General features: G+C 33.7%; 8 protein-coding genes and 1 pseudogene. 5 read left to right on the top strand and 4 right to left on the bottom strand.

The window, feature by feature from the left end; all coding sequences use genetic code 11:
* Positions 1-4 precede the first annotated feature (4 nt).
* The 4 genes from MK409_RS07450 (at position 5) to MK409_RS07435 (ending at position 3,649) form a co-directional block, all read left to right on the top strand.
* Positions 5-1,831 carry an ImmA/IrrE family metallo-endopeptidase gene (locus tag MK409_RS07450; RefSeq protein ID WP_268705869.1) on the top strand — a complete coding sequence of 609 codons (1,827 nt, stop codon included), beginning with the start codon at positions 5-7 and terminating at the stop codon, positions 1,829-1,831.
* A 44-nt stretch (positions 1,832-1,875) separates the two neighbouring features.
* Positions 1,876-2,430, top strand: coding sequence for a hypothetical protein (locus MK409_RS07445; RefSeq protein WP_018365024.1), 555 nt, complete (start codon positions 1,876-1,878; stop codon positions 2,428-2,430).
* Between the two features lie 211 nt (positions 2,431-2,641).
* A complete protein-coding gene (locus MK409_RS07440; protein WP_326845917.1) occupies positions 2,642-2,773 on the top strand; it encodes a BsuBI/PstI family type II restriction endonuclease in 132 nt (43 codons plus the stop codon).
* A gap of 66 nt (positions 2,774-2,839) precedes the next feature.
* Complete coding sequence (locus tag MK409_RS07435; RefSeq protein ID WP_018365025.1) at positions 2,840-3,649, top strand: hypothetical protein; 810 nt, start codon at positions 2,840-2,842, stop codon at positions 3,647-3,649.
* 458 nt (positions 3,650-4,107) lie between these two features.
* Here MK409_RS07435 and MK409_RS07430 read toward each other — a convergent pair.
* The 4 genes and pseudogenes from MK409_RS07430 to MK409_RS07415 form a co-directional block, all read right to left on the bottom strand.
* Positions 4,108-5,325 (bottom strand): annotated as a pseudogene (locus MK409_RS07430) (tyrosine-type recombinase/integrase).
* A 68-nt stretch (positions 5,326-5,393) separates the two neighbouring features.
* Positions 5,394-5,654 (bottom strand): helix-turn-helix domain-containing protein, encoded by a 261-nt coding sequence (locus tag MK409_RS07425; RefSeq protein WP_268705868.1) that lies wholly within the window; start codon positions 5,652-5,654, stop codon positions 5,394-5,396.
* Between the two features lie 564 nt (positions 5,655-6,218).
* Complete coding sequence (locus tag MK409_RS07420) at positions 6,219-7,493, bottom strand: hypothetical protein (protein WP_268705867.1); 1,275 nt, start codon at positions 7,491-7,493, stop codon at positions 6,219-6,221.
* 342 nt (positions 7,494-7,835) lie between these two features.
* Positions 7,836-8,144 carry a helix-turn-helix domain-containing protein gene (locus tag MK409_RS07415; RefSeq protein ID WP_268705866.1) on the bottom strand — a complete coding sequence of 103 codons (309 nt, stop codon included), beginning with the start codon at positions 8,142-8,144 and terminating at the stop codon, positions 7,836-7,838.
* A 469-nt stretch (positions 8,145-8,613) separates the two neighbouring features.
* Here MK409_RS07415 and MK409_RS07410 point away from each other — a divergent pair, with 469 nt between their 5' ends.
* A complete protein-coding gene (locus MK409_RS07410; RefSeq protein WP_268705865.1) occupies positions 8,614-13,338 on the top strand; it encodes an SEC10/PgrA surface exclusion domain-containing protein in 4,725 nt (1,574 codons plus the stop codon).
* Positions 13,339-13,348: the final 10 nt, after the last annotated feature.

The raw sequence follows: 13,348 nt of genomic DNA, 5'->3' as shown, positions 1-13,348 counted from the left end.
AAATTTGATTTCTTTTACTAGTTATATTAAAAACACTTTCTACAATGATATTTATAAAGCAAGTGAAGAATACTTCTTAGAGCATCTTGAAGATTTAGGGGTCATCGACAATGATGATGACGAAGTTGAAGTCACAGATATTGAAGTGATGTATGTTTATGCTGGAAAGCGTGAAGATAATGAAATTGACATAGATATTCTAACCAATGTCTATGCAACTGTTTTCGGGTATAACTATAATCGTGATTCATCTTATGAAAAAAATCGTTGGCTTCGTATATCATGTATTGGGAAGCCTGATACAGGAATCAAAAATTTTAGAATCAAGAAGGTTGATTCTTACGAAAAAGGAACTTATAGCATTTTTGAGAAACCTCTTTCGGATAAGCTTATTCCTTTTATTTGGAAAGACGATTTGGATAAATTTGCTGAAGCGATATTGAAGAAATATGAACCAGATGCTTTACTGACCCCAACTAGAATTGAACCTGAAACTATAGCCCAACAAATGGGGCTACAAATAAAATATGAAAGCATTACCAAAGATGCTTCAATTTTTGGTCAAGTCTATTTTCAAGATGTACCTGAAAAAGGAATTTCTGCAGGGACAATAGTCATTGAGGCAAAACTTCTTCAACTACGAAATATTGGAGTTGTAAGAAATACAATACTTCATGAATGTGTTCATTGGGAACTACATCGATATGCTCTGGAATTGGCTCGAGCAAAGAAAGAAAAGTTATCAGTTCTATCTACTACTAGTAATGTCGGAGAACAGAATTTGTCAGATATTCTCGGGTGGATGGAATGGCATGCTGAATCTATTGCTCCCAAAATACTGATGCCTAAGGGGATGTTCATCCAAGAAGCAAGAGTGAGACATAAAAGACTCATTGAACTTAGTGAAACGAAAGATGAACTTGATATTGTTGAAAAATGGATTGATGAACTAGTGTTGTTCTTTGGCGTATCACGTCTTTCTGCTAAAGTTAGATTGGCAGAATGTGGATTTGATGTAGTGAAGGGGGCATTCATTTATATTGATGATAAATATGTTCCAACTCACAAATGGAAAGATGGTTATTTAGAAAATACTCAGACTTTCTCAATAAACTTAATTCAACTTGGTTTGCAATTGTTAGCACAACCAAACTTAAAGAGTCTTGTTGAAACTGGAGCATTGATTTATGTAGAATCCCATCTTTGCATAAATGATAATAAGTTTGTTTCATATGACCTTGCAGGCAATCCTTTTTTAACAGATTATGCAAGACATCATATGGAAGAATGTTGTGTAGTATTTGATATTGTTTCAAGAACTCAATCAGGAAGTTCCACCTCTTTAACTTTATTACTTAACAGAGATGCAGATTCTGATATTCAATTCACTATTAGCTATCCTGAAGATAAGAATGAGTGGCTTGAGAAAGTCGATGCCCACGTAGCTGATACAATGGAAATCATGTTAAAACTACAAGGGTTAAATAGTTTTGGTTCTGCTTTGACTGAGGTGATGAAATGGCGTGATGTTAGGAATCAGGAATTGGCTGATACGAGTTATCTAGGTTTGAAGGCAATCTCTAATTTAAGAAATGGGAAAACAGAACCTAAACTTGAAAGTGTTATTGCAATTTGTGTTGCGATGAAATTACCCCCCGTTGTTAGTAAGAAGTTAGTTGAACTATCGGGCAAAGTGCTTCGTTTAGGAAATGAACAAGAATTTCTTTATGAACTATTTATTTGTTCAACAGGGAATTGGGATGTTGGAAAATGTAATGCATTTTTAGTGGGCAAGGGATTCAAGGAACTTGTACATGATAGATATGAATAATCACTTGTAGTAATGAATGAAATGTTGGGAAGGAGTTAAGTCATATGATAGACAGAAGTAATTATTTTCAAACTCTTATTAAGGATGTGATGGATAATTCCGAGTCGGAATATTGGGAGGATGCTGTTACAGAGTGGGAAATTGTAGATGTTGAAGAAGATGAGCGTTTGGAGGAGTCATGTATATGTGGTAAAGAGCATCTTCGTTACCTTTTTACAATTAAAAACCAACTGAATGGGAATGAGCTATACCCTATTGGTAGTTCCTGCATTAAGAAGTTTGAGCGTGATGATTTGAAACATCTAGTAGATGTTAGAGAGCAATTGTTTAAGTTATTGCATGCTGTAGAGGATAATCAGTATCTTCAGTTATCATCTGAATTTTTTAGTCGTAAACTATTACGATATTTGTTGGATATCGGAGCGTTTGAGCCAAATCAATGGAATAATTATAATCCTGAAAATGATTATAGATTCATGCTTGATATGTTTAATAAGAGAACAAGAACTGATAAACAGAATAAGAAGGCCACAGCAATTATTCTTGGTTCAATTAAACCATTCCTTCAAATAGAATTAGCAGGTAAAATAAAAAAATAAATCCAAAAGACAGGTCATTTTTCGTCTTTTGGATTTCTAGGACAAATAAGGTAAACTTTTGATATTCTGGTTCGATTTTATCGTATTTTGAATGAAAATTTACCTTATTTTGATGAAGTTGATTGAAATTAGCTGAAATTTCATCTTTTAAAAACTCGATAAAACGTTGATTTTAAAGCATTTTAAAATTATATGAAATAAGTGATGCCCCATAGAGGAAATAACTAAAGATTGTGATGCTGGAAATATTTATATAACAGGATTTCAAGATTTTAAAACTTATAAAAAGTTTGCGAATAGTATTGCTTGGAAAACAAAGGTTTGGTTATCTGAATTGCCATAGTATGTGATACATTTAAATGGTGACCGCTTTATGGGACCGAGAGACTGAAAATAATTGAGGGTTAAGTTGTATAGTTATTTTGTTTCAAATTATGATAGAAATTTTTTATTAAAAATCGATGAGAATGAATTTCAAGATTTTAAGGAATACAATATCTCTTTAAAAAAATATACTAATATTTTTGATTGTTATCGAAATTATAAGAAGTCAGAAGAATTGATAAAAGAATACATTGAGAATATCGATGATTATGATACTAATAAATTAAATGATATATATCGAGATTGCAAGTATCTATTTATGCAAAATATTATGTTTGGAAGGATATTTATTGACAATATTAAATCGTATTGTAAGCAGGAAAACCGCTTTGATTTGAAGAAAGAAGTTTTAAATTTTGAAAAATTAGATGAAATAAAAATGTTAAAATTATTGAGGGATTATGGTCAACATTACTCCTTACCCTTTAGTAATTTGAAAAGAAGCTATAGTGTGTTGCAAGAAAAAACAACAGCTATAGAACCCCTTATTTCAGTTTCGGAATTAAGAAAAAATGAGACTAGCAATAAGCAGAATAAAATATACCTCAATAGCCTAAATGAGGGAGAAATTTCAATAGTGGATTATTTTGAAAAATGGTCTGAATCAATAGATAGACTATTGCTGAAAGTGAAAGCTGATTTTTTACTTCTAACTGATTTAAATATTAAACAGTTTATTTTATCTAAGATACTCTGTTTTATCGATATGGGGGATTATATACCAGTCGGATTAGCTAAAGCGGAGGGGGTTAAAAATTTGATAGGAATGTATCAACAAATAGAATTTATTTCATTTGATGAATTGGTACTAGTGCATCTTTTCAAATCAGAATAATAAAAACGCAGGATTGGAAGTCCTGCGTTTTGGATTCCACAAATACTAGAAAAGATTATACTATTTCTAGTATTTTTAGGAATAATAACATTATAGAAAGAAGCTTCATCATTTCATTTTTGTGAAAATTAAATAAGGTAAACTTTTGATATTCTGGTTCGATTTTAGCTTGTTTTGATTGAAAGTTTACCTTATTTTGATGAAATTGATTAAAATTAGTTGAAATTTTATCTTTTTGAAATTCGTGAAAAAGTTGATTTTAAAGCATTTTGAAATTGGATAAAATAAGTGATGCCCCAACCAGGTCTTAAGAAAGCTCGTAAAGCTTCACAATTCTCAAAACGTTAATCAATACGATTATATCAACGTTTCGAAATACTTCATGGTTCACACCATGGGGTGTTTTTTTGAATATTTTTAGCAAAATTCACACCACTTTTCACACCAAATTCACACCATTATTTTTTAAGATTACGAAAGGCAATTTCTCCAACAGCCATTGGAATTACATTTGAAGTGTTGACATAAGTCTTAGTTGTAATCGTATCACTGTGAGTGAGTGCTTCAGAAATAGCTTCCATAGAGGTTCCAGCTTTCTTAGCGAGCGTGGCTCCTGTATGTCGTAATTTATGAGGGGTTGCATGTGCAAGTTCTGGATGACGACGTTTAACAGATTTCATCTTGTTGTTGAGATAGTCAGTATGGAGACAACTGTTTACATTCCCCTTTGTATCAATGTACGTAAACACATACTGTTCTGGAGTTTGGATAATATTGAATTTAGCCAGTTCAATTTTTTATTGTTTTTTCCATTCCTGAAGCAAGTCAGTTAACTCATTAGGAATTCGAAAAGTTGTCTTCTTGTTTCCTTTGGTAGACTTTGGATTTTTGTATTTATCCAAAGCTTGTACTAACTGAATTTCCTGTTCCTTTGTATTAATATGCTTCCATTGCAAAGCATAGCTCTCTGATTTTCTATCTCCCAAAAAGAAGGTAGTATAGAACAAAACATAGTCTTTGAACAGAATTTTTTTAGTCTCTAAATCCTTTTCAAATGCTGTAAACCATGCTTGAAGTTCTTCTTGAGATAGATATAAATCTTCATCTTTTTTAGATTCCTGTAGCTTGATTTTCTTAGTGGCTTTGATACGGCTTATCGTTTTTGATAGGCGATTAGTTTCGATATACTCTAATTCTTCTGCCCAGTCAAAGATAGAGTTAACGTAGCTCCTGATAACTTTGAAATTTGCATATTCCTCGGCTTTTTGAGTTAAGAGATTTAAAACAACTTGTTTATTTTGGTTAAGAAACTCTATTGAATAATTCCCAAGTAAGGGTAAGATGTGTTTTCTAAAAGCAATTTCTGTTCCAACTATAGTTGCTTGAGAAGGTGGTTTAGCAGTAGAAGTTGTCTGACCTGCTTTGTAGGATTCCCACCAAACGTTTTGATAGAAATCTGAAAAGAGGATAGAACCGCTATTCTCCAATGAAGCAGATCCTCCACTAAGAATTTTATCAATCTTATTTTGAAGTTCTAGTTCGTATCTTTTTGCTTCACTCTTTGTTTTGAACCGTTTTTCAATCACTTTCTTATCAACACCTAGTGAAGACTTGACTTCCTCAGGAATGTAGATACGTAAGCGATAAGTTCCATTTTTAGTTTTTGAAATTGACATAGTATTCTCCTTTGTAATTGAGCTAGAAAAATACCGTGATTTCATTATAACAAACCACGGTAGAAATACTACTGATTTTGTAACCAGAGATTGATTTCAGATTTGCTAAAGCGAATAGTTTTACCAACCTTAATGCAAGGCAATCCTTGCTTAATCCACTTGTCTAAAGTATTGTTTGTTATATTCAAGTACTCACAAGTCTGCTTTTTATTTAAAAGTTGATTGGTATTTTCATTAATATCTAAAAATTTATCCAGTTCTTTCTTAACAGTATCTGATATTAGTAATTGAAAATGCCGAATCACTTCGTCTGGAATAAATAAATTCATAAATAGTTCCGTTTATTTCTTTCTATTAATATTTTTATAGAAGCATTAGTAAGTAACTATTATCAAGTACATTCTCTGTTTTCTATTTATAGAATGTATAGATTGCTTCCCTACTATAAAAACTGGGATATAATCCTCTTGAAATTTCTAAATTTTATTGCGATAATAGAAGAAGGTAATAGATATTATTACTAGTATATTTTGAGTTTGTTTCTGACACCGACCAAAGTTTGGAAACAAGCTCTTTTTTATTTTTACTTAAAGTAACTTTCATATCCTTATCCTTTTGAAAATATTCGAATAGCAGTCGCGGTACATATTTATATATGCCCTTTGATATATCAACGTTTTTTGACATTGAAGAATAAATTTGCTATTAAAATAGCTGCTAAATTTTTATTCCATCTCTTAATCTTTTTAAGATCAGTTTTAACATTTTATCTTCAAGTTTTTCTTTTGTATTTTTTTTAATTGTGTTATTGAAGATCTTATTTCGTTCTTCTAAAGAGTATGTTTTTAGTGGTAAAGTTTTATAAGAAGTTGTGGAAGGGTTTATACGAGTACCTAAACCATATTTTTTGCTTCTTCCAGTGAATGGAACATTACTCTTATTATTTCTAAAACATGCCAACTAGTCATTTTTCCTAATGCATGTTTTGTTTCCGTATTTACTTCGTGGGATTGGAGCCTTTCTAGGATTCTTCTTTTAGTTGTACCCCTATTTGTTTTTAAAAATTCTAATGGAAGAAATGTAATGATTTCTTCATCAATTAAATCAGATACTGTAGTATTTGATAACTGATCAATAACAAAGAGTAAAAATACCGTCATATAATCTTGAGGCTTACATTCCCTATAAATCCTCTTTAACTTCCTATTGCACGAACTAATTGATTTCTCGAGGATTTCTACATATTCAAAGATAGCTAAAGACAAGATAGATTCCAAATATTGAATAATCTTTTCATCAGTTAATTCTGTTAAGAAATGGGAATCTAATTTATTAGCTATATTATTATCCGTTAATTCGATTTCATATCTGAAGATTTCTAGATTATTTAATGATGAATTTATTTTACGGATTTGTTTGTTCTTTTTTGCTTTTTCAATTTTATTATAAAAAGTGTGTATTTCTTTTTGATTAATTTTACTCGTTATCATTGAAAAACCATCTGCATTTTTACTTGTTCTATGGTTTTTTAAATCTGCTTTCTTTTCTTTTGCAAGTGACCTTATTAATAATTGACGAGTTTGTAAAGATGGCAATTTATCAAAAGCAATTGTGAATGCTAATTCAATCTTCTTAAACCTAACATAATCCGGATTATATTTGATTTTAATCTTATAATCTCTTTCTAACTTATGTAATACCTCTAGTAACCTTAATTTAATCCCATTAATGCCTGTAGTTTGAAAATTGGGAGAAGGACCGTTAAGTTGTATTGCAGCAAATTTCTTTTTGTAATCTTCTTCTTTAAGACTAATTGTTACTTTTCCTAAATCTTCTGATTGAATAGTGATCTTATCTAATTCTCCTTCTGAATTATAATTTAGAGAAACTGTTTCTTTAAAGATTTGTTCATCAAAAACGTTAGGATCATAAGTTACTTTTGGGCTAAAAATTGAGACTGTACAGTTATCAATCCCCCAATAAGCTGGGGTAACTGAGAAACAAGATTTTATATTTTTTTCATTTTTTTGCTGTAGTTCTAGTAATTTTCTCTGTCTGAGTTCTCTATTTTTCTTATGCTTTTCCTTTTTTCTTCTTTCTGCAGGGGTTAAATGACGTTTCTTAGCTGCTTCTCTTTCTCGTTTACTTTTTTTATATCTTCTTACCATGTATATTCCTCCTTGTTGTTAAATCTGTAATGAAGATGTACTTCTAAAATGTAATTTTCTTTAAAATTAAACCTCCTTCTTTCTTATATTGGTTAGTATGCCATAAATCATGCAAAAAACGCCCCCCAAAAAAAAACACTCAATTAAGAGTGCTTCAAAAACGCGTCGTGACAAGGTTTTGAAGAAAAAAAGTAGGCTCTTACCTAATTTAATTTTTTTAGTTTAGAACAAGAATGTTAAGAAAGAAATCAATACTTTCAGTACGATCTTTTATTGATGTGACAAGGTTTTGAAGGAAAAAGTAAGTTTTTATCTACTTTATTTATTTTTAAAAAAATTTTTTTATTTTTCATTTAAATTTAGGATGTTGAGAAAAAGATCAATAATTTCAGTACGATTTTTATTTAGTTGAATTTTTTCGATTAAAAGTTGAAGATTATCATCTGAAGTTTCAGAAAATGGTCTAAAAAAATCAGATGGATCTATATCCATAGCAGATAAAATTTTTAGTAGAGTATCGACAGATAAGTTTCTTCTATTGTTTTCAATTAGATTAATAAAAGGTAAGCTAAGATCACTTTTTTCGGCAAGCTCTTGTTGAGTTAGCTTTTTACTTAGTCGATATTCCCTGACTAATTCTCCAATCTTCATTTACAAATTCTCCTTTTAATTATTGTATATATTTTTTGTTGATATTTATATAAACAATAGTATTCAAAATATACGTTATTATTTATAATAGTAAATAAAAATGGTATAATGAGAGCGTTTGTAATATTATAAGAAGGGCTTGGATTTGGGGCATATACGCTTCAAATTTTATGTGGGTAAAAATGAAATCAAGAAAAAGCAAAAAGAATAAAAAATAACTCTTGCTTTAGCGGCAGGAGTTGCTTTAACAAGTTTTTCAACCCTATCTGTAAAAGCAGATGAACAGGTTGATGTAAAACCGACAGACAATACAGTAGCTGAAGAAAAACATATACAAAATTCGCCTACAACTTCTATCACTCAAGTCGAGGGTGTTGAGGTTTCAAACGGAACTGCTCTTGTAACTAAGACTCCAACTCAAGAAGTTGTTGGACAAGCAAAAGAAATTAAAGACCAAGCTGACCAAGCGGTGGAAGCTCAAACTCCTGTTGTTGAAGATGCTAAAAAACAAGAAACTACAACTTCGGGGGCAGAAAGCTCTGCTAAACAAGCTCTTGAACAAGCTAAACAAAAGAAAAAGGCTGCAACTCCTGAAGCAATCGAAGGAACAAAAAATGCGATTGACGCTTCTAAGAAAGAAGTAACGACACACACAGAAAAAATTGATTCTTTGAAAGAACAACAAAATCAATTGCAAGAAAAGAAAAATGCACAAGAAGCTGTTGTTAAAGATGCTACGGAAGCTACAAACAATCAAGCTAAAAAGGTTTCTGGTGCAGAAAAGAAAGTTCAGAACGCTCAAGATGTCCTAAATGGAACTGGCGCTGAGAAGGTTATCAAAGAAGAAAAAGATGCTAAGAAAGACCTAGAAACTAAAAAAGCTATCGTGAAAGATGCTAAGAAAGCTCTTGAACAATCACAAGATGCGGATGCAAAAAAAGCTCGCAAACTGGATGATGCAAAAGAGCTTGAAGTAGGACAAAAGAATGCTTTTGACAAAGCGACTGATGCTCTTTCAAACGCAACTAAAGCTAACAACGAAGCTACATCTAAACGTAATGTCGCTCAACAAAACAAGGATAACGCCCAAGCTGTTCTTGACGGAACAGGAACAACAGCTATCTTAGATGAGCGTAAAAACGCAAAAGCTGATTTGGCGACTAAAGAAGCGACTCTTGCAGACGCTACTAAAGTTTTAGATGATGCTAAAAAGACTGACGCTAAAAAGGCGGAGGATATTGCTGAGTTAGATGAAGCGAAAGCAGATGCCGAACGCACAAGCGCTTCTACTGCAAAAAATCTTCAAGATGCGACTGATGAAGCAAATGAAACTTCTTCTAAACTTGGTGTAGCCCAACAAAACAAGGACAACGCCCAAGCTGTTCTTGATGGAACTGGCACAAAAGCCATCCTAGATGAGCGTAACAATGCCAAGTCTGACTTAGTAACTAAAAAATCAGAGTTTGAAGATGCTACTACAAACTTGGACAATGCTAAACGTGCGGATGCTAAACGTGCAGAAAAAATTGCTGAGGCTACAACTAAGCTAAACCAAACTACTGCTACATTTAAACAAGCAGAAAGCGACTTGCTTGATGCTCAAACTGCCGCAAACCAAGCTTCTGATGATTTGAAGAATAAGAAAAAAGCTGAAAAAACAGCTCAGGAAACTTTGGATGCTTCTAAAGGAAAAGTGGCTGGCGCTACAAAAGAACTTAATGATGCTAAAGTTGACCTAAAAGCGAAAGAAGCAACTCTTGCAAGCGCTACTGGTACTTTGGCAGATGCTAAACGTGCAGATGCTCAAAAAGCTGAACAACTTGAATTGTTAAATGAAGCAAAAACTCAAGCTGAAGATGAAGAAGCTACAACTAAAAAAGCTAAAACAAAAGCCCAAGGTGGCGCAAATCTTGCTTCAACGAAGCTAACACAAGCTATCGCAGATGAAAAAGAGGCAAAAGACAGTCTTGCTTCATCTGAAAGTCGCTTAGAAGGTGTTACAAACGAACGCGATAATGCTAAAACTGACTTAGCAACTAAGCAAACAAAAAAAGAGGATGCTGAACGTAAATTAGAAGATGCAAAAAATACAGATGCTCAAAAACGCTCTGACATCCAAGAGTTACGAACTCTAAAAGGTCAACAAGAAGATACCAAGCGTGCAACTGCTCAAGAGTTGCTTGACGCAACAACTGCCGCTGAAAATGCTGAAAATGCTAAGAATAAAGCAGATAAAGCTGTTGATACGCTTGAAAAACAAATCTCTGCGATCAAGAACTTGACCATTCCTCAATTGCCACAAAATGTCATTGCAGCATACAAAACTTACTTGAATGATGCTAGTGAAGCTAATAAACACGCTTTGAACAATGCTATTCAAGCTTGGTACAAGGGGGGTAAGTATGACTTTGGTACTCGCCAATTTGAATGGTCTGACAACATGCAAACAACTGTCTTTAAAGGTTGGGCAAACAAAAACATTGTTCTGCCGATTGATGATACAGTTGTAAATCTTGACAATCCAACAGACGAACAAATTAAGGCGTTAAGTCACTATTACGTTCTTCTTGCAAACAATCTCCAAGACCAAGTTTGGGGAACGCACAATTTTGTTGTTACCAAAGAGTCCATTCAAGGCATTAAGAAGATTACTCAAAATTATGCCAAAGAAAATAAACCATACAATAGTGGACATAGCGACACCGCTTTAAATAATCACGGAGTAGATGGTATTCGTTTTAATGGCGAAGTAATGAATTATACAAATACATTAAGTAGCACTTCTCCTTTAGAAAAAGCGATTGATACTGAAAAAACTCATAAAGCCACTATGTCTCAACTTTACCGTGAGGTTTATGACTCAGTAATCGCCTTTATGACCAACGATATTCATGCTAATTTTGGACACATGAAAGGAATGGTGGGGCGTGTTCAGCCAACCATCCAAAGTGCAGTTGGTGGTAACATTAGCTACACGAAAGATAACACAGGTCGGATGCACTTCGTTAAATTTGCAGGGAAAAACGCTCGTATTATCATCGAACGAGACCCAGAAACAGGTCAAAAAACAGAAACTTATGTGGATGAATATTACCAAAACGGTATTGCCAAACCACTCCCTACTCCATTTGACACCAGCAAGATGGAAGAAGACTTGGTGCAAGCTAAGAGAACTCAAACTTCTGCCCTTGCCACTCACAACAATGCCCAACGTCGTTTAAGTGCTGCTAAAGATGCAGACGAAACTGCAAAATCTGAACTTGAAACAACTACAAGTCGTCTCAATACCTTGTTGAATACACAAGACTTGACTCCTAATGCAGAGCGTGTTCTTGATGCTGCTAAGTCAGAATTAAGCAAAGCTACATTGCGCAATACAAACGCAAGCACTGCTTATAAAAATCTTACAAAAGAAATTGAAACTAAGCGTGCTACTCACAAAGAAGCAGAAAAAGCTTTATCTAAAGCAACTGTCGCAAATAAAGTTGCACAAGAAACTCTTGAAAAAGCAACTACTGCACATGATAATGCTCTTGATAAACTAAATAGCATTAAAGATGCTATCAAACGTACAAAAGCCATTAAAGACTTAACTCCTGATGCTCAAGCTAAGTTTGATACTGCTAAAGCAGAACATCAAGCCGCTGAAAAACGACTTGCAACTGCTGAGAAAGCTTTGACTGACCTTAATAACGAGATCAACACAAATAGTGATGCTCTAAATACAGCTAAGGCAGAATTGCGCCAAGCAGAACAAACTGACAAGGATGCACAAGCTAATCTCAAAGAAGCAACTTCTGTTAAGAACAATGCTTCTAAAGCACTTGATGTCGCAAAAGATGCTCTTTATAAAGCAAATGCGATTAAAGAGTTGACTCCTGAAGCTCAAGTTACATTTGACCAAGCAGAACTAGCCTACAATACAGCTAAAACTCGTTTGGAAAATGCAGAAACAGCCGTTAAAAACCTAAACGCTGACCTTGCAGTGAAACGCCAAGCTTTGGCTGATGCTATCAAAGCACTTGAAGACGCTGAAAAAGCTAACGATACTGCTCAAGCTAAGAAAGTTGATGCAGAAAAAGTACATACTAAAGCAACAAGTAAGCTTTCAAACATCCAAAACGCTCTTACTTCACTCCTCGCCATTAAGGATTTGACACCTGATGCACAAGCTAAATTTGACCATGCAACAGTAGAGTACAAGGCTGCTCAAACTCGCTTGGAAAATGCGGAAACAGCCGTTAAGAACCTAAACGCAGGATTGCAAGAAAAACGCCAAGCTTTGGCAGATGCTATTCAAAAACTTGAAGAAGCTGAAGCTCTTGCGAAAGCGACACAAGTTGAATTGGAAGTCGCACAAGCTACTTATCAAAAAGCTGAGGATGAGCTTACAGCTACTCGCAAAGTGATTGCAGAGTTGGAGGCAACTAAGGACTTAACTCCTGATGCTCAAAAAGCTTATGACCAAGCTCTTGAAGCTGAGTCTCTTGCAGAAAAACGCTTGTCAGATGCTAAATTGGCAGTTGAAAATCTAACTGCTGATGTGAAGACTAAACAAGAAGCTTTGGACAATGTGCAAGCTGAACTTGCACAAGAAGAGAAAGTTCTTGAAGAACTCAAAGCAAAACAAGCCGAAGAGGAAAAAGTTCTAGCAACTATTCAAGCTAAACTAGACGACTTGAAAGCTCAAGAAAAAGCTGTTCGTGCAGAGATTGCTAAAATCGAAGACAGCATTAAAGAGTTGGAAAAACTCCTTGATAGCCTAGTCCACGCTTCTGAAAACTACGAAGTCGCAAAAGATGAGTACGAAAAAGCTCTTGAGGCTCACCGCCTAGCTCTTCAAACTCTTGAAGCAGAACAAGCTAAACTAAATGCTCTCCTCCAAAACCAATTGGATGCCAAGGCTCAGTACGAGGCTGTTCTACTTGCTTATCAGAAGGTATATAATAAACCTCAAGAATCATTGAACCATAGACATGATTCTAAGGTATCAAATATAGAACATAAACTGGTAACAGATAAACTTAGAACTGCTCTAAGTAATCCAGCTTATATCTATGTTGGAAACAAACCTAAATATGGTGTCAATACGACTTTACCAAATACAGGTTCAACTGAAAATATGTTGATGGTAGTTCTAGGAACTATACTTAGTGGAATTGGTCTAGCATTACCACTTAGAAGACGTGATTAACTAGGATATA

It is taken from the genome of Streptococcus oralis (assembly GCF_026782375.1).
GTDB classification, from domain to species: Bacteria; Bacillota; Bacilli; order Lactobacillales; family Streptococcaceae; genus Streptococcus; species Streptococcus oralis_CL.
This window is presented reverse-complemented; position numbering and strand designations above follow the sequence as displayed.

Coding starts and splice junctions, on each gene's coding strand:
- MK409_RS07445 (WP_018365024.1), top strand. CDS start 1,876: ATGATAGACAGAAGTAATTATTTTCAAACTCTTATTAAGGATGTGATG.
- MK409_RS07425 (WP_268705868.1), bottom strand. CDS start 5,654: ATGAATTTATTTATTCCAGACGAAGTGATTCGGCATTTTCAATTACTA.
- MK409_RS07420 (WP_268705867.1), bottom strand. CDS start 7,493: ATGGTAAGAAGATATAAAAAAAGTAAACGAGAAAGAGAAGCAGCTAAG.
- MK409_RS07415 (WP_268705866.1), bottom strand. CDS start 8,144: ATGAAGATTGGAGAATTAGTCAGGGAATATCGACTAAGTAAAAAGCTA.